At 63.8% G+C, this 16,976-nt stretch carries 19 protein-coding genes; 11 read left to right on the forward strand and 8 right to left on the reverse strand.

Translation table 11 applies throughout. From position 1 onward, the window contains the following. Nucleotides 1–129 precede the first annotated feature (129 nt). Nucleotides 130–1,659, forward strand: a complete 1,530-nt coding sequence (locus K3165_RS06400; RefSeq protein WP_221548352.1) for a Do family serine endopeptidase — start codon at nt 130–132, stop codon at nt 1,657–1,659. Between the two features lie 78 nt (nt 1,660–1,737). Here K3165_RS06400 and K3165_RS06405 read toward each other — a convergent pair whose 3' ends face one another. Beyond that, nucleotides 1,738–3,930, reverse strand: coding sequence for a transglycosylase domain-containing protein (locus K3165_RS06405; RefSeq protein ID WP_221547931.1), 2,193 nt, complete (start codon nt 3,928–3,930; stop codon nt 1,738–1,740). Nucleotides 3,931–4,041: 111 nt separating this feature from the next. Then, nucleotides 4,042–4,446, reverse strand: a complete 405-nt coding sequence (gene msrB / locus K3165_RS06410) for a peptide-methionine (R)-S-oxide reductase MsrB (protein ID WP_247713900.1) — start codon at nt 4,444–4,446, stop codon at nt 4,042–4,044. Nucleotides 4,447–4,647: 201 nt separating this feature from the next. Between msrB and rpsT the strand changes: the two genes are divergently transcribed. The 4 genes from rpsT (at nt 4,648) to K3165_RS06430 (ending at nt 8,114) form a co-directional block, all read left to right on the forward strand. Beyond that, a complete protein-coding gene (gene rpsT, locus K3165_RS06415; protein WP_221432024.1) occupies nt 4,648–4,908 on the forward strand; it encodes a 30S ribosomal protein S20 in 261 nt (86 codons plus the stop codon). 442 nt (nt 4,909–5,350) lie between these two features. Further along, nucleotides 5,351–6,808, forward strand: a complete 1,458-nt coding sequence (gene dnaA, locus K3165_RS06420) for a chromosomal replication initiator protein DnaA (protein ID WP_221547932.1) — start codon at nt 5,351–5,353, stop codon at nt 6,806–6,808. 110 nt (nt 6,809–6,918) lie between these two features. Beyond that, nucleotides 6,919–7,350, forward strand: coding sequence for a DUF983 domain-containing protein (locus tag K3165_RS06425; protein WP_221547933.1), 432 nt, complete (start codon nt 6,919–6,921; stop codon nt 7,348–7,350). Beyond that, on the forward strand, nt 7,347–8,114 hold the full coding sequence (locus K3165_RS06430) for a HesA/MoeB/ThiF family protein (RefSeq protein ID WP_221547934.1): 768 nt from the start codon (nt 7,347–7,349) through the stop codon (nt 8,112–8,114). The genes K3165_RS06425 and K3165_RS06430 overlap by 4 nt, the downstream gene beginning before the upstream one ends. On the opposite strand, the gene K3165_RS06435 is transcribed toward K3165_RS06430, so the two are convergent. After that, nucleotides 8,111–8,470 carry a GFA family protein gene (locus tag K3165_RS06435; protein WP_486659980.1) on the reverse strand — a complete coding sequence of 120 codons (360 nt, stop codon included), beginning with the start codon at nt 8,468–8,470 and terminating at the stop codon, nt 8,111–8,113. The genes K3165_RS06430 and K3165_RS06435 overlap by 4 nt on opposite strands. Beyond that, the gene (locus K3165_RS06440; RefSeq protein ID WP_221547936.1) at nt 8,446–9,144 is read right to left on the reverse strand and encodes an NAD-dependent deacylase; all 699 of its coding nucleotides are present in this window, start codon (nt 9,142–9,144) and stop codon (nt 8,446–8,448) included. Before K3165_RS06440 ends, K3165_RS06435 begins: the two co-directional genes overlap by 25 nt. Nucleotides 9,145–9,179: 35 nt before the next feature. Here K3165_RS06440 and dapB point away from each other — a divergent pair, with 35 nt between their 5' ends. The 5 genes from dapB to K3165_RS06465 all read left to right on the forward strand — a co-directional run bounded on the left by dapB (nt 9,180) and on the right by K3165_RS06465 (nt 12,416). Beyond that, on the forward strand, nt 9,180–9,908 hold the full coding sequence (gene dapB, locus K3165_RS06445; RefSeq protein ID WP_221547937.1) for a 4-hydroxy-tetrahydrodipicolinate reductase: 729 nt from the start codon (nt 9,180–9,182) through the stop codon (nt 9,906–9,908). Nucleotides 9,909–9,912: 4 nt separating this feature from the next. Next, complete coding sequence (locus tag K3165_RS06450; protein ID WP_221547938.1) at nt 9,913–10,704, forward strand: ion transporter; 792 nt, start codon at nt 9,913–9,915, stop codon at nt 10,702–10,704. 10 nt (nt 10,705–10,714) lie between these two features. Next, on the forward strand, nt 10,715–11,365 hold the full coding sequence (gene nth, locus K3165_RS06455; RefSeq protein WP_221547939.1) for an endonuclease III: 651 nt from the start codon (nt 10,715–10,717) through the stop codon (nt 11,363–11,365). Nucleotides 11,366–11,427: 62 nt separating this feature from the next. Then, the gene (locus tag K3165_RS06460) at nt 11,428–12,189 is read left to right on the forward strand and encodes a DUF2189 domain-containing protein (RefSeq protein WP_221547940.1); all 762 of its coding nucleotides are present in this window, start codon (nt 11,428–11,430) and stop codon (nt 12,187–12,189) included. After that, nucleotides 12,159–12,416, forward strand: a complete 258-nt coding sequence (locus K3165_RS06465; RefSeq protein WP_221547941.1) for a hypothetical protein — start codon at nt 12,159–12,161, stop codon at nt 12,414–12,416. Before K3165_RS06460 ends, K3165_RS06465 begins: the two co-directional genes overlap by 31 nt. Before the next feature lie 55 nt (nt 12,417–12,471). Here K3165_RS06465 and K3165_RS06470 read toward each other — a convergent pair whose 3' ends face one another. Together K3165_RS06470 and dapE are read right to left on the reverse strand one after the other, a co-directional pair. Then, nucleotides 12,472–13,710: a dicarboxylate/amino acid:cation symporter gene (locus tag K3165_RS06470; protein ID WP_221547942.1), complete on the reverse strand. Its 1,239-nt coding sequence runs from the start codon at nt 13,708–13,710 to the stop codon at nt 12,472–12,474. A gap of 25 nt (nt 13,711–13,735) precedes the next feature. Beyond that, nucleotides 13,736–14,869, reverse strand: coding sequence for a succinyl-diaminopimelate desuccinylase (gene dapE / locus K3165_RS06475; protein WP_221547943.1), 1,134 nt, complete (start codon nt 14,867–14,869; stop codon nt 13,736–13,738). A 29-nt stretch (nt 14,870–14,898) separates the two neighbouring features. Between dapE and K3165_RS06480 the strand changes: the two genes are divergently transcribed. Next, nucleotides 14,899–15,366: a cupin domain-containing protein gene (locus K3165_RS06480; RefSeq protein WP_221547944.1), complete on the forward strand. Its 468-nt coding sequence runs from the start codon at nt 14,899–14,901 to the stop codon at nt 15,364–15,366. Here K3165_RS06480 and K3165_RS06485 read toward each other — a convergent pair. Together K3165_RS06485 and K3165_RS06490 are read right to left on the reverse strand one after the other, a co-directional pair. Next, nucleotides 15,363–16,256, reverse strand: a complete 894-nt coding sequence (locus K3165_RS06485) for a S1/P1 nuclease (protein WP_221547945.1) — start codon at nt 16,254–16,256, stop codon at nt 15,363–15,365. The two genes, K3165_RS06480 and K3165_RS06485, sit on opposite strands and share 4 nt — an antisense overlap. Beyond that, nucleotides 16,223–16,882, reverse strand: a complete 660-nt coding sequence (locus K3165_RS06490; protein WP_221547946.1) for a glutathione S-transferase family protein — start codon at nt 16,880–16,882, stop codon at nt 16,223–16,225. Before K3165_RS06490 ends, K3165_RS06485 begins: the two co-directional genes overlap by 34 nt. Nucleotides 16,883–16,976: the final 94 nt, after the last annotated feature.

Consider the following 16,976-nt stretch of genomic DNA (forward strand, 5'->3'; position numbering starts at 1 on the left):
CCCGTTCAAGGCGCATTCAGCGCCGAATTGCAGTCCTGATGCCGGAACCGCGAGCCGGGTCCGGCATAGGATATGCGTGGGACCAAGGTTCGCCGAAATAAAGAGGATTGAGAAGAGGACGTGAAGCCAGTGCGTTATGCCTATTCCGTGACCGCCGCCCTGTTGGCCGGTGGTGCCGCCCTTTCGCTGGCCGGCTATCCCGCCGGCGCCCAGGTCGCCCAGAACGACGATTCGACCATGGCCCGCGTGGTCCCGCGTGCAGGAGCACCGGAAAGCTTTGCCGACCTGACCGAGCAGCTGCAGCCTGCCGTCGTCAACATCTCGACCCGCCAGCGCGTCGAGATCGAGCGCAGCACCAACCCGTTCGAGGGCACGCCATTCGAAGGCCTGTTCAACCAGCGCCGCGGCCAGCAGGAAGATGACGAGCCGCAGTACCGCGAAGGCCAGTCGCTCGGCTCGGGCTTCATCATCTCTGCAGACGGTTATGTCGTGACCAATAATCACGTCGTCAGCCCTTCGGGTCGCGCGTCGATCCAGGAAATCACGGTCACCCTGCCCGACGGCACCGAATACGATGCCGAGCTGGTCGGTACGGATGCGCAGTCGGACCTCGCCGTTCTCAAGGTCACCCGCCGCGAACCGTTCCCCTTCGTCAAGTTCGGCGATAGCGAACAGGCACGCGTCGGCGACTGGGTGATTGCCATCGGCAACCCCTTCGGCCTCGGCGGTACAGTGACGAGCGGTATCGTATCGAGCGTCCTGCGCTCGACCGGTGGCGGCGCTTATGACCGCTACATCCAGACCGACGCCAGCATCAATCGCGGCAACTCGGGCGGTCCGCTGTTCGACATGCAGGGCAATGTGATCGGCATCAACAATGCCATCATCTCGCCCACCGGCGGCAGCGTGGGTATCGGCTTCGCCATTCCCGCAGAAACCGCCGCCCCGATCGTCGACAAGCTAGTCCGCGGCGTGGAAATCGAACGCGGCTATCTCGGCATCCAGATCCAGCCGGTGACCGAAGACGTCGCGTCCTCGCTCGGCCTGCGCCGCAACCGCGGTGAAATCGTGCAGATGGTCCAGGCGGGCGAAGCTGCCGAACGCGCCGGCATCGAGCCGGGCGATATCGTGATTTCGGTCAACAACCGTGAAGTCACGCCCGACCAGACGCTGTCCTTCCTCGTAGCGAATGTCGCCCCGGGCACGACCATCCCGGTCGAGCTGATCCGCGACGGCCAGCGCCGCACGCTCAATGTCACGGTCGGCAAGCGCCCGAGCGAAGAAGAGCTGCGCCAGCGCCAGATGTTCGATCCGGATGCAGAGCCGGAAGACGACATGGCGCCGAGCGACAACGAGGTCATCCAGGAACGCCTCGGCCTCCAGGTCCTCGAGCTCACGCCGCAGATCGCGCGCCAGCTCGGTGCGAGCAACGACACCAGCGGTCTCGTGATCGCATCGGTCAACCAGAACTCGGACGCGGCCCGCAAGGGTCTCCAGCGCGGCGACATCATCCTGACGGCGAACTATCGCCCGATGGTCGAGGTGGCCGATCTGGAGAAGACCATTCGTGGTGCCGAAGCCGACGATCGCGAAGCGGTCCTGCTGCGCATCCAGCGCCGCGGCGGTTCGCCCCAGTATATCGCGGTGCGCATGCGCTAAGGCGGCTCACTCCGAAACGAAAAGGCCCTCCCGGTTCGCGCCGGGAGGGCCTTTTTCTTTGCCTGCTGTCAGGCCGCCCTAAATTCGGGGCCGTGGTTCCGGTCTCTGCGGCCGTTCGTCACGCCCGATCGCATTGTCGAGGAAGTCATCGTCGATCGCTTGGGGCGCCCCATCCTCGCCGCGCCCCGGGCTCGGCTCGGGCCTCGGTCCGGGCACGCGTTGCGGACGGCCGCCACGGTTGAACTCGTCATCGAAGTCGCGCTGCACCCCGCCTTCGCCCGGGAAGGGCAGGTTGCCACCAGGCTGGTCGCTGCGACCGGGCTCGATCAAATTGCCCTGCTCGTCGATGTAGTAATAGTCGTCGGGATCGCCGAAGAAGTAATCGTCTTCCGCATCCATCTGCCATTCGGGCAGCTGCAGTTCGGTGTCGAACTCCTCGACCGGGCGATCCTTCACTGCATAGCGCATATAGGCGGCAAAGGCCTGCGCAGGCGCGCGTCCACCCTGCAGCCCGCCGACGCGGCGGTTGTCGTCGCGGCCCATCCATACGCCGGTGGTGATCCCCGAAGAGAAGCCAACGAAATAGCCGTCCTTGTTCGAGCTGGTCGTGCCGGTCTTGCCAGCAACCGGCCTGCCGATCTGCGCCGCGCGGCCCGTACCCGTCTGGACGGCCGTCTGCAGCAGGTCGGTAATGCCGCGTGCGACATGGTCGGGCACGAGCTGCGTGCTGCGTGCCTTGCGGTGCTGGTAGAGCAGCTCGCCGTCGGCGGTGGTGACCTTGACGATGCCATAAGGCTCGACCGAGGACCCGCCAGCCGAAACGGCCGCAAAGGCTCGTGTCATGTCGAGCAGGCGTACCTCGTTCGAACCCAGAACCATCGCCGGATAGGTGTTGATCGGCGTGCTGATGCCGAAACGCCGTGCCATCGACGCGACCTGCGAGAAACCGACCTCGTTACCGAGCTGCGCTGCAACGGTGTTGATCGAATAGGCAAAGGCCGTGCGCAGGTTCGTTTCGCCGATATTGCGGCCGTTCGAGTTGCGCGGGCTCCATCCGCCGATGGACACTTCGGTATCGACCACCCGGTCGTTCGGCGTGTAGCCGGCTTCAAGCGCAGCGAGGTAGACGAAGAGCTTCCAGCTCGAGCCGGGTTGACGCATCGCGTTGGTCGCACGGTTGTAATTGGTCTCGACGTAATCGGTGCCGCCCACCAGCGCGAGGATCGCTCCGTCGCGGTCGAGGCTGACCAGCGCGCCTTGCGCTCCATCGGGTGCATTGGCCTGGACGGCTGTCGTCGCCGCCTTCTGCATGCCGGGATCGAGCGTGGTCCAGACTTCGATCGGCTCGAATGTCTCGGGCAGCAGCAGCTCGAGCTGCGGCAGCGCCCAGTCGGTGAAATAACGGACCGAGTTGGTGCCCTGCTCCTGCTTGAGGTTCACTGCGGACACATCCACCTTGGCCTGATCGGCGGTGATGCGGCCCTGCTCGCGCATGAGGCGGAGCACGACGCTCGCGCGGCCCACGGCGGCATCGACATCGGCGGTCGGCGAATAACGGCTCGGCGCCTTGACGAGACCGGCGATAATCGCGGCCTCGGCAGTCGAAAGCTCGGTCGCCGGGTGGCTGAAGAACTTACGGCTCGCCGAATCGATGCCGTAGGCGCCTCCGCCGAAATAGACCTTGTTGAGATAGAGCTCGAGGATCTGTTCCTTCGAGAACTTCCATTCGAGCGCCATCGCCAGCACCGCCTCGCGCGCCTTGCGATCAAGCGAGCGGTTGGAGTTGAGGAAGACGTTGCGCGCGAGCTGCTGCGTTATCGTCGAGGTTGCACCCAGCCGGTCTTCGCCCGTTGCCCAGACATAGACGGCACGCGCAAGGCCATAGGGATCGACGCCGGGATGCGAATAGTAACGCCGGTCTTCGACCGAGATCATCGCGTCCTTCATCACCTGGGGGATCTCTTCCGAGGAAATCCAGCGACCGTAGCTCGGGCCGAGCTCGACCAGCTCGCTGCCGTCGCGCGCGCGCACGACAATAGTCTGTGCGGTCTGCGTCGCCTTGAGCTGGTAGAAGCTGGGGAGCGACCGCGCGGCGAATGCCACGGCAATGGCAAGGAACAGCGCGCCGAGCAGCGCCGCCGCGCCGCCCCAGACGAATATCCGCTTGCTCCACTTCTTGAGCGTGCTGAAGTCCCGCTTGCCTTCCGCCTCAGCGCGTGCGGCGCGTTCCGCGCGCGTTGCCCCTTTGCGGCGGCTGCCTCGTTTCGTCATGCTGGCCCTATGTCCTCAATTCTCTTGGAGCGGCATCTGGCCCCATATCCGCCACAATCTCGCATGGCGAGACGTAATGGAATGTGAACGCGGCGTCGCGGCCCGCGAAAACTATTCCCCGTCTTCCGGCTCGAAGTCGAGCGCGGCGGAATTGATGCAATAGCGCAGACCCGTTTCGCCCGGGCCGTCGGGGAAGACGTGGCCGAGATGCCCGTCGCAATTGGAACAGACCACTTCGGTGCGGATCATGCCATGGCTGGTGTCGCGATGCTCTTCCACCACATCGCCTTCGGCAGGCGCGGTGAAGCTCGGCCAGCCGCAGCCGCTGTCGTATTTGTCGTCGCTTTCGAACAGGAGCTGGCCGCATGCGGCGCAGTGATATTCCCCTTCGGCCTTGTTCTTGTCGTACTTGCCGGTAAAGGCCCGCTCGGTTCCCTTCTCCCGCAGGATATGGAACTGCTCGGGCGTCAGCTTCTCGCGCCATTCGGCGTCGGTCATCTCGAGCTTGTCGGTCAATGCAGGTCCTTTCCCTTGTGTGGCAGCGGTGCGCTTACCATATAGGCAAACAGGAGGCGGAGCGCACGGTTCCGGCTTTAGCTTGACGATTCGCAAGTCGGGGGCTAAGTGCGCCGCTTTCCGGCGGTCCTTCCGCCGCTTTTCGACACGACCAAACAAGATTTTCGCCGCTCTTTAGTGCGGCCTGCATTGAGGACAGACATGGCCAACACGCCGCAAGCCAAGAAGCGCATCCGTCGCAACAACCGCCGCGCCGAAATCAACGGCGCCCGCATGAGCCGCATCCGCGGTTTCGTGAAGAAGGTCGAGACGGCCTGCGAAGCTGGCGACAAGGAAGCTGCCCAGACCGCGCTCAAGAACGCCCAGCCGGAAATGGCTCGCGGCGTGGCGCGCGGCGTGATGCACAAGAACACGGCATCGCGTAAGCTGAGCCGTCTGACGAAGCGCGTCGCCGCGCTCTGATTCGCATCCGGCCTGTGCCGGATCGAGACGAAATTGAAGGGGTCGTCGCAACCTGCGGCGGCCCCTTTGTCATGCTGCAACTGCACACCTGCACTGCAACACCGGTTACCCCTTCACATAAGTGACGCAATTCTCGCGATTCGCACCGGGAAATGAGTGCTTTTCGTTGTAATTCAATCACATGAACGAAGGTCTGCGGGGTAGCGGTGAGTCAACAAGTTTATTTCGACTTTTTTACAGTTATCCCCCTTGCGACTCATCCCGAGCGCGACCTACACAATGGGAACTCTCGGGGGGGACAGCCCGGGTTTTCACATCGATGGCAATAGGGGGGAACTCGCGGACACCGATTCTGCGAGACGGCGGAGCCGTGCCGAACCTCCTGGCGCTACACAAAATATGGATTAGCCCTTGGACGGGCTGCTCGGGGGATTGAAGCACGATGGCAAAAGCGGGCGACATGGCCGGTAAACGGAAAGCGACTGACGATATGGAAGATCTCGATGCGGTGAATCTGGCTGCAGATTGGGCCGACATCAGCCAGGGTCTCCGCAAGGATCTGGGTCACCAACTTCACAGCCAGTGGATCAAGCCGATCCAGCTGGGCAAGATCGACTCGGAAACCGGTACGCTGGACCTCTTCCTGCCGACCGAATTCAGCGCGAACTGGGTCAAGGATCGATTCGCCGATCGCCTGAGCCTCGCCTGGAAGATCGCGCGCAGCGAAGTGCGCAAGGTCGCCATTTCGGTCCACCCGGGACGCCGCCAGGTCGCAGACCTGCAGCTGCACACCGACGGCCGCCGTCCAGCCAATGATGCAGACACCTCGATGATGGCGATCGGCGCCGACACGCTGGGCGATTCGGGCTTCACCTCGAGCGTCGGCCTCGATGCCTCGCTCACCTTCGCGGCCTTCGTCACCGGCGAAGCCAACGTGCTGGCCTTCAACGCCGCGCAGCGCATGGCCGCCGTCGAAAAGCCGCAGTTCAGCCCGCTCTACCTCAAGGCCGCCACCGGCCAGGGCAAGACGCACCTGCTGCACGCCATCGGCCACACCTTCCTCCAGACGCACAGCCGCAGCCGCATCTTCTATTGCAGCGCAGAGCGTTTCATGGTCGAATTCGTCCAGGCCCTGAAGGCCAACCGGATGATCGAATTCAAGGCCCGCCTGCGCAGCTTCGACCTGCTGCTGGTGGACGACATCCAGTTCATCATCGGCAAGGCTTCCGCGCAGGAAGAACTGCTCTACACGATCGATGCGCTGCTGGCCGAGGGCAAGCGCCTCGTCTTCGCTGCCGATCGCGCACCGCAGGCACTCGACGGTGTCGAGCCGCGCCTGCTCAGCCGCCTGTCGATGGGCCTCGTCGCCGACATCCAGCCGGCCGATATCGAGCTGCGCAAGAAGATCCTTCACTCCAAGCTCACCAAGTTCGCGCCGCTGGCCGTGCCTGAAGACGTGCTCGACTTCCTCGCCCGCACCATCACGCGCAACGTGCGTGAACTGGTCGGCGGCCTCAACAAGCTGATCGCCTATGCCCAGCTGACGGGCCAGGAAGTCTCGCTCCAGCTGGCCGAAGAACAGCTGACCGACATCCTTTCGGCCAACCGTCGCCGCATCACGATCGACGAGATCCAGCGTACGGTCTGCCAGTTCTACCGCATCGACCGCAGCGAAATGTCGAGCAAGCGGCGCGCGCGTGCCGTCGTTCGCCCGCGCCAGGTAGCGATGTACCTTTCCAAGGTTCTCACGCCGCGCAGCTATCCCGAAATCGGCCGCAAGTTCGGCGGACGCGACCACTCCACCGTCATCCATGCCGTGCGCCTAATCGAGGACCTGCGCCAGCGCGATGCGGACATGGATGGCGACGTTCGCAGCCTGCTGCGCCAGCTCGAAAGTTAAGCACTCAATTCCCAAGCCCTTCGGATCGCCCTTTGGGGAGGGAGGCGCGTCGACAGGCTCATCGCAGAGGCCTGTCGACAGCTTGACCACATGATGCCAACAGGCTCTCCATGAGCTTGCCCACCGACAATCCGGATACCGCCGGGAAGGCCTATGACCTGCCCGGCAGTTTCGCGCGCGCGCTGTGGCGCGGCGTCCTCTGCAAATGCCCGCGCTGCGGGGAGGCGAAGCTTTTCAGGCGCTGGCTGAAGCCGGTGGACACCTGCCCGAACTGCTCGCTCGACATTTCGGGCCAGCGTGCGGACGATTTGCCCGCCTATGTCGGGATTTTCGTCACGGGCCATCTCCTCGCCCCGGTCATTATCGCGCTGGTCACGGGCTATACGCTGTCGCCCTTCGCGCTGCTCGCCATCATCATCCCGCTGGCACTGGTCATGCTGATCGGCCTGCTCCAGCCATCGAAAGGCGCGGTGATCGCGCTCCAATGGTGGAACGGCATGCACGGTTTCCGGAAAGAGCGGATCGAGGACCGCAGCACGTGAGCCTGTCCCCCGAACGCCTCGAACGATTCGCACGCCATATCGTCCTGCCCGAAGTCGGCGGTGCGGGGCAGGCCGCGCTCGCCGGCAAGCATCTCGTGCTGGTCGGGCTCGGCGGGATCGGCAGCCCCGCGCTGCAGTACCTCGCCGCCTCGGGGATCGGGAAGCTGACGCTGGTCGATAACGACAAGGTCGACGCCAGCAACCTCCAGCGCCAGACGCTTTATAACGAGCGCGACATCGGTCACGGCAAGGCGGTTTCAGCCAAGCGCTGGGTCAAGCTGTTCGACCCCGAGCTGGATGTCGAAATCAGCGACCGCAGGATCGATGCAGAGCGAGCAGCCTCGCTCGTGGAAGGCGCGGATCTCGTGCTCGACGGGACCGACAATTTCGCCACCCGCCTCGCGGTGTCCGATGCCTGCGTTGCCGCAGGTGTACCGCTGCTATCGGCCGCGGTCGGCCGCTTCCAGGGACAGGTCGGCGCATTTGCCGGACACTTGCACGACGAGGCCTGCTACCGCTGTTTCGTGGGCGATGCCTTCGATGCCGAGGATTGCGACACCTGCGCAGAAGACGGCATGCTCGGCGCGATGGCGGGCTGGGTCGGCAGCTTCGCCGCCCTTCAAGCGGTGCGCATCCTGCTCGACGGTGTGAGCGCTTATGGCGACCCGCAATGGGGCCGCGTGAACCTGCTCGACGGGATGAAGCCCGGCATGCGGCAATTCACCATCGCCAAGGATCCTGAGTGCAAGGGCTGCGGCAGCTAGAAGCTGGCGCCGTCGACGAACTTGCGCGGCAGATCCTGCCATACCACCGGCTCGAACATCCGCATGTTCACTCCGACGCGGTCGTAATCGGGATCGACTGCCGTCCAGTGGGTGACGCAACCGCAGACTTCGCAATGCCACGTATCGAGCGAGCAATCGCCCTGCCGGTATGCGACGGCGCTTCCCGTCACCTTTAGCTTTTCTGGCGCGCAGTAATGCCACAGGCCGCCCACGCGGCGGCAGAGCGAACAATTGCACTCGCTCACTTCCGGCACGTTATCGTGTAGGGCAAGCTGGACTCTCCCGCAGTGACAGCTTCCGTCCAGCCCGCTCATCCCAGCATCTCTGCAACCCATTCGGGGACCAGCTTGCTCGCCCGACCCTGCCGCGATTCCTCGAACCAGTATGATCCCTCGCTGCGTTCGAGATTGAGCTCGAGCGTCTTCGCTCCCATTTCGCGCGCATCGCGTACGAAGCCTGCGGCGGGATATACCGCCCCGCTCGTACCGATGCTGACGAACAGGTCAGCGCGCCGAAGCGCCGCATAGATACGGTCCATCTGGTAAGGCATCTCGCCGAACCAGACGACGTCGGGCCGCAGTGCCTTTTCGCCGCATCCGGGACAGGCCGGTTGTCCCAACAGGGACTCGCTCCACTTGTGCCGCGTCTCGCACCGCGCGCACAGCGCGCTCAGCAATTCGCCATGCATATGGAGCACGCGGCTCGCCCCGGCCCTTTCGTGGAGGTCATCGACATTCTGCGTGACGATCAGCAGCTCGCCCTCCCACCGCTGGTCGAGCAGCGCCAGCGCATCGTGCGCAGGGTTCGGATCGACCTGCTGCACAGCCTCGCGGCGGGCATCGTAAAAGCGCTGGACCAGCTGCGGATCGCGGGCAAAGCCCTCGGGCGTTGCCACGTCCTCCACCCGATGCTGTTCCCACAGGCCGCCGGCGTCGCGGAAGGTGTCGATCCCGCTTTCTGCCGAAATGCCTGCGCCGGTCAGGACGATGATGTTGCGGATGCTCTCCATTCAAGCCATGAACCACACAAATGCAAGGAGGGGCAATGGCCAACATAGGTGTCATCGGCAGCAAGGGCGCAATGGGCGAGGCCCTGCGGCGCGTCATCGAGGCATCGGGCCACGACTATGCGGGCGGTGCCGACAAGGGCGACGATGTCGGTGCGCTGGCGGATGTCAGCGACGTGCTGGTCGACTTCTCCGCACCGGCTGCTCTGCAATCGAACCTGCATGCCGCGATCGGCGCGGGGATTCCGATCGTCATCGGCACCACCGGGCTCGGCTCGCAGCATCACCAGGCGATCGACGATGCGTCGCGCGCGGTACCGATCCTGCAGACTGGAAATACCTCGCTCGGCGTGACCCTGCTGGCGCATCTGGTGCGCGAAGCCGCCTCGCGACTGGGCGACGACTGGGATATCGAGATTCTCGAGATGCACCACCGCCGCAAGGTCGATGCCCCTTCGGGTACGGCGCTGCTGCTCGGCGAAGCTGCGGCCCAAGCGCGCGGGATAGAGCTTGCAGAGAACTCGGAAAGCGGCCGCGACGGGCAGACCGGCCCAAGACAGACCGGAGCCATCGGCTTTGCCGCACTTCGCGGAGGAACCGTTGCCGGCGAACACAGCGTGATCCTCGCCGGTGAACAGGAACGCATTACCCTGTCACACAGCGCGGAGAACCGCGAGATCTTCGCTCGCGGGGCAGTCCGCGCGGCCAGCTGGCTGCGCGAACAGGAGCCGGGCAGGTACACGATGGAAGAGGTGCTGGGGATCTGACACCATGAGCTTGCGCGAATATCTCCATCACCAGATCACCATCGGTTCGTGGCCCGACGGCAAGCTGACGGGGATGAACGTCCTCCTGATATGGGTGATCCTCGCGGCGGTCATCGTGGGTGTGATCTCGACCGAGCCCACGATCCTGAACCAGTACCGCCAGGAAATCCTTTGGGCCGAAATCACCTTCGGCGCTTTCTTCCTGATCGAGTATCTTGCGCGGATCTATGCGGCTCCGGAAACGGAGGGCGAGGGTTCCGACTGGGCCAAACGCTGGCAGTTCATCCGTTCGCCGATCGGTCTCGTGGACCTTGCGGTCGTTATCGTCAGCCTCGCACCCTTCTTCATCGCCAATGCGGCGGCCTTGCGCCTGTTGCGCCTCTTGCGGGTCTTTGCGCTGGCGAAGCTCGGCCATTTCTCCGCCGCCATGCGCGAGATTCTCGGCGCCTTGCGCGAACGCAGCTACGACCTGCTGGTCTGCGCAGCGCTCGCCTTCAGCCTCCTGCTGGTCGGCGCGAGCGGACTCTACTGGCTTGAGGGCCATCTCCAGCCCGACAATTTCGGCAGCATCCCGCGCGCGCTCTGGTGGGCCGTCATCACGCTGACCACAGTCGGTTATGGCGATGCCTATCCCGTCACCGTTGCCGGCAAGCTCGTCGGCTCGCTCGTCGCAGTGGGAGGCGTCCTGCTGGTGGCGCTGCCGACCGGCATTTTCGCCGCGGCATTTTCCGACGCAATGCAGCGCCGGCGCGAGGCGCTGGCGAAAGCGCTTGCCGAAATGGAAGAGATCGGCTGATCGCACTCGCATGACCAAGGACCAGATTTTCGAGTTTTTCCGGCGGCTCGCCGAGGACAACCCCTCGCCCGAAACCGAGCTGGAATATGGCAATTGCTACCAGCTGGTGGTGGCCGTCGCGCTATCGGCGCAGGCGACAGATGTGGGCGTGAACAAGGCCACGCGCGCGCTGTTTCGCGAGGTCGAGACGCCGCAACAAATGCTTGAGCTGGGCGAGGATGGCCTCAAGGAACACATCAAGACGATCGGCCTGTTCAATTCCAAGGCCAAGAACGTGATTCTCCTGAGCCAGCTGCTCGTCGACGAATATGGCGGCCAGGTGCCCGACACTCGCGAAGACCTCGTGCGGCTGCCCGGTGTGGGTCGCAAGACCGCCAATGTCGTGCTCAACTGCTGGTTCGGTCAGGAGACCTTCGCGGTCGACACGCACATCCTGCGTGTCGGGAACCGCACCGGTCTCGCCAAGGGCAAGACGCCCGAACAGGTCGAGGCGAAACTGGAAAAGCGCGTGCCCCAGCCCTTCCGTCTCGGCGCACATCACTGGCTGATCCTGCATGGCCGTTATGTCTGCAAGGCGCGCACGCCCGAATGCTGGCGCTGCCCGGTGGTGGACCTTTGCAGCTATCGCAAGAAGGTGATGGAAAAGCCGAAAGGCAGGTAAATCCGGCGCCTCTTGATGACCACGCGTAACTGCGGCAAATTCGTCATCGAGGGGAAGAGGGTATGGACACCAAGGCGAATGGCCACAGCGTTCCTGTCGCCGGCGACCTGACTGCCGGAGACCTGATAGCAGTGGTCAGGCAAGGCTGGCGGGATTTCATCGCGCGGCCGCAATACGGGCTGTTCTTCGCGTCATTCTATGTCGTGGTTGGCGCGGCCCTCTACTACCTGCTCATGGTTCGCGGCGAGACCCGCTGGCTGATCGCCTCGGTCGCCGGTTTCCCGCTGTTCGCGCCATTCGCGGCGGTCGGTCTCTACGAAGTCAGCCGCAGGCTCGAACAGGGACTTCCGACCAGCTGGAGCACGATCCTCGGCGCATTGCGCGGCCGCGGCGACGAGCAATTGTTGCTGATGGGCGGGATCATCTTCGTCGGTTTCAGCTTCTGGGTGATCATCGCCCATATGATCTTCGCCATCTTCGCATCGGCCGCAGGGCTTGGCGAAGGCATGGCCTTCCTGACTTCGCAGATGGGCCTGACCATGCTCGCAGTCGGCGGCGCGATTGGCGCGGTGATCGCCTTCGTCTTCTACGCAATCACGCTGATGAGCCTGCCGATGCTGGTCGATCGCGACGTCGATTTCATCACCGCGATCATCACCAGCTTCAGGACGCTGAGCGCCAATTTCGGCGTGTTGCTGCTGTGGGCCTTCGTGATCGCGCTGGCACTGTTCGCTGCGATCCTGCCCTTCTTCATGGGGCTGTTCGTGGTGCTGCCGGTGCTGGGCCATGCGACATGGCACTTGTACCGGCGGGCCGTGGGCTGACTCCTATCGTCGCCGTTTATATCAGGGTCGGCGCAGACGTCGCGCTCAAATTTGCGCTCCATTTCGTCGCAAATAAATTCCGCTCCGGCTTCAAAATCACGTTCAAGATACTCAGGATCGCCTGGGCGGAAACTCTGCGGGTACATTTCGACCATCAGCTCATTGCTAATGATTTCGCCTTCAGCCTCGGCTTCTTTTGCGTTCTCAGCGATCGGCGAATTGCATGACCAAAGCCAAGCAGGTGCGGCGCACACAAGAACAAGTCTATTGTGGCGACGGAGGCTAAACATCGTCCGCCGAGATCATCTCGGCCGTATCGATCTCGCCCGTCATCACGGCCACCGTCGTTGCTACGGCAGCATCGCCGCTGACATTGGTGGTGGTGCGCATCATGTCCATGATCCGGTCGACACCGGCCACGAAGGCGATCGTTTCGAGCGGCACGCCGACCGCGCCGAAGACCAGCGCCATCATGATCAGGCCTGCGCCCGGGATACCTGCAGCACCGACTGCGCCCAGCGTCGCGAGGATCGAGATCAGGAAATAGTCGCCCATCGTCAGATCGACGCCGAAGATCTGCGCGCCGAACAGCGTGGCGAGGCCGAGATACATCGCGGTGCCGTTCATGTTGATCGTCGCGCCGAGGCTGATCACGAAGCTGGCGACCGAATTCGACACGCCGAGGTTGCGCTCTGCGCAGCGCAGCGTCACCGGCAGCGTCGCGTTGGACGAAGCGGTCGAATAGCTCACCGCCATCGCGTCCACGATGCCGCGGAAGAAATCGCGGACCGGGAGCTTGGCGAGGAACTTGATCATGCTGCCGTAGATCAGCGCAATGATCAGCAGGCAGCCGAGGTAGTTGAGGCCCACCAGCTTGGCGAGGCTGACCAGAGCATCCATGCCGAGCGTGCCGGCCACCCATGCCATCAGCGCGAAGACGCCGAAGGGGGTCAGCTCCATGACGATCATGGTGACCTTCTGCATCACGACAGCGCCGCTATCGAAGATCTTCTGGACCGGTTCGCCGTCCTTGCCCGCCATCAATATGCCGATACCGATCAGCATGGAGAAGACGATCAGCGGCAGCACCGCGACGTCCGCCATCACCTGTACCGGGCTTTCGGGCACGATCGACAGGATCATGTCGACTGCCGTCGTCGGATTGGGTTCGGGCGTCGCGCCCTTGGAAATCGCCGAGGTGTCCACGCCCGCGCCGGGCTGGACGAAAGTACCGAGCGCTAGACCCAGCCACACGGCGATCTGGCCGGTGACGAGGAAAAGCAGCATCGCCCGTCCGCCGACTGCGCCGAGCTTGCGCAAATCGCCGATGGCCGCGACGCCGGAAACAAGGCTGAAGAAGATCAGCGGGACGACCAACATCTTGATCGACTTGATGAAGAAGTCGCCGATCCACTTGATGCTTTCCGCTTCGGGACCCCAGGCATAGCCGGTCAGCACGCCGAGGATGAGCGCAGTCAGCACGCGCTGCCACAGCGGAATTTCGAACCAGACCTTCAGCATGTGTGTCCCCTCACGTCCCTTGTATTTATGCCAGCGCGTCTTTCGCGATCGCCGTATAGATGCGGCTTAGCGTGGAAAGGTCCTCAATGGCTACAGCCTCGTCGCGCTTGTGCATGGTCGCGTTGACGAGGCCGAATTCGATCACCGGGCACACGGCGCGCAGGAAGCGGGCATCCGACGTGCCGCCGGTGGTGGACGGTTCGGGATCGACGCCCGTTTCCGCCTTCACCGCGCGCGCGATAATGTCGCTGAACTCTCCCGGTGGGGTGAGGAAGGGCTCGCCCGAGATGATCGGCTTGGCGACGCCGCCGTGCCTCTCGGCAATCGCGCCGACCTTTTCGGACAGCGAGGCACCCGAATGTTGGTCGTTGAAGCGGATCGAGATGCGCGCCTCGGCTTTCGCCGGAATGACGTTATGCGCCATGTTGCCGACTTCCAGATCGGTGATCTCGAGATTGGAGGGCTGGAACCAGTCGGTCCCCTCGTCCAGCACCAGCGCGTCGAGCTCTGCCAGCATGGCGACGAGCTTGGGGATCGGATTGTCGGCGAGGTGCGGATAGGCGACGTGGCCCTGCATCCCTTCGACCTCGAGCCAGATATTGACCGATCCGCGCCGTCCGATCTTCATCATGTCGCCCAGCCGGTTCACGCTGGTGGGTTCGCCCACGAGGCACAAGTCGGGCTGGTGGCCGTGTTCGCGCATGAAGTCGATCAACGCGCGCGTGCCGTGGAGCGCGGGGCCTTCCTCGTCACCGGTGATGATGAAGCTGATCGTGCCAGCATCCTGCGGCACGTGCTTCACTGCCTCGACCATGCAGGCGATCGCGCCCTTCATGTCGACCGCGCCGCGTCCGTAGAGCAATTCGCCGCGCACTTCGGGGGCGAATGCGTCGGAGGCCCAGCCGCCGCCCGGCGGGACGACGTCGAGGTGTCCTGCAAAGGCGAAGTGCTTAGAGCCTTCCGGCCCCTTGCGGATTGCGAACAGGTTCTCGACCGGCGCTTCGGGCGTGCCTTCCTCGCCATCGCCGCGAGTGAAGCGGTGAACTTCGAAGCCGAGCGGGGCGAGCAACGCCTCCATCTCGTCGAACACGCTGCCCGTTGCCGGGGTGACACTTTCGGCACCCATGAGGCGCTTGGCTAGATCAAGGACTTCGGTCATGTTGCCTCCGCTAGCAGGAGTACGCGCAGATGCCCAAGCTCGATCTCGATGCCATCCCCCAGACCAATGCGACCGGATATCCGCGACCTTATGACGAGGACGTGACGGGCCGCAATTATCGCCGCCTCGCGCCGGTTGGCGGGCTGACCAAGCTGGGGGCAAGCCATGTCGTGCTCGACCCCGGTGCCTATTCCTCGCAGCGACACTGGCACGAGGGGCAGGACGAGCTTGTGATCATGCTCCAGGGCGAGGCGATCCTGATCGAGGACGATGGCGAAATCCCGGTCGGGCCGGGCGATATCCTCGCTTGGCCCGCAGGCGAGAAGAACGGTCACCGCCTCCACAACCGTGGCGATATCCCTTGCGTATTCATCGCCATCAGTGGCGGAGACCGCGACACGGACCGGGGGGAATACCCCGATATCGACATGGTCTTCACGCCCGAAGGCTATTTCAGGAAGGACGGAACGCCCTACCCGACCAAGCGCGTTCCCTAGTTGCTCTCCGGTTCGGGCAGAGGTCCGGGCGCGAAGGCCTGTTCGAGATATTCCGCCATACGGATACCCGCCTGCGCGACCCGTTGGCGCGAGATGGGAATCGCACGCTCGATGTCTTCCTGCGTCAGCGCGGTTTCGTCGGGCAGGTCCTCGCCCTCGCACGCCGGCCGGTCGAAGGCGTTCGGATAAACGAAATCGCGGCTCGTCTGCCAGCTTTCGCGGCCCCATTCGTCGGGATTGCCGCCACCCAGTTCCGCACGCTCATCGGCGGAATAGCGGCGCACCATCGGCACGGGCGATGAGGTGATCGCACGCTCTGCCAGCGGCCCGTCCCAGATCCAGTGCAGGTTGAGACCGGGCGCAATGCCATAGGCGGTGTCGATGTCGTTGCCGCCGCGATCCTCGTGGTCGCCCGAATGAAGCGGCATGTGAACATCGCCGATGAAGTGGACCATGAAAGCGAGCGCTTCGAGCCGGATATGCGCAGGCAGGCTTTCGTCGGCCAGCAGGCGCTGGCTCCGCTCGATCTGCGCGGTCACGCAATTGCCGCCCGAGCAGTTGCGGCGCGGGTTATAGGCCTCGCACACGGGCGCGGTGCGGTAATGCCAGGCGGCAGTATAGCCCCAGCGCCAGCGGGTCCGGCGCACGCAATCGGGCCAGACGCTCGCATCCTCGAGACTGGCGAGATCGCATTCCGGCGTGCCGAGTTCGGGCGCCGCACGCAGCAGCCGCTCGATCTTGGCGCGGGTTTCCGGCGTCACGTTCTCCAGCGCAATTTCCGCCGTCGTCCGGTGCGCGAAGAAGCCCCAGGCCTGCGCCTGTGCCGGAAGCAGCGCGAGCAGCGCCGCACATGCGATCAGGAAACGGTTTCGTATTGCTCGATGACCCATTCTTCGTTTTCCGATGCTTCGATCCACGCCTTCATCCAGTCGTGCTCCCACACCGCCTGCATATAGGCGGCGGCGAAGCCCGGGACGGGGATCTGGTAACTGATGAACCGCGACACGACGGGGGCGAAGAAGATGTCCGCCGCCCCGAAGGTGCCGAAGAGATAGGGCCCGCCGCTGCCGAAGCGGCTACGCGCTTCCGCCCACAGGCCGAGGATGCGCAGGATATCGGCCTTGCAGGCCTCGCTCGGCTCGAAGCCGTCGAAGCGCTTGCGCACATTCATCGGGCATTCGCTGCGCAGAGCGGCATAGGAGCTGTGCATTTCGGCAACCATGGATCGCGCCATGCCGCGCGCCGCATCCTCTTTCGGCCAGAAGCGGTCGCGCCCGACCTTGTCGGCGAGGTATTCGAGCATGGCGAGGCTATCCCACACCACGATCTCGTCGTCCCACAGGAGCGGGACCTTGCCGTGGCTGGGCTGGATGTCGTCGCCCTTCTTGTTGGCTTCCCAGTTTTCGCCGAACAGCGGCACGACGATTTCCTCGAACGAGAGGCCCGACTGCTTGGCCGCGAGCCAGCCGCGCAGCGACCAGCTCGAATAGTTCTTGTTGCCGATGATGATCTTCATGAACCCACCTTTCGGATGCGCGGGTTAGAGGTTCAGGATTACACTGTCGAGGCTGAACAACACGACTTTCCGTGAGTGGCCGATGGAGCTAGTC

It is taken from the genome of Qipengyuania xiamenensis, assembly GCF_019711495.1.
GTDB lineage: Bacteria > Pseudomonadota > Alphaproteobacteria > Sphingomonadales > Sphingomonadaceae > Qipengyuania > Qipengyuania xiamenensis.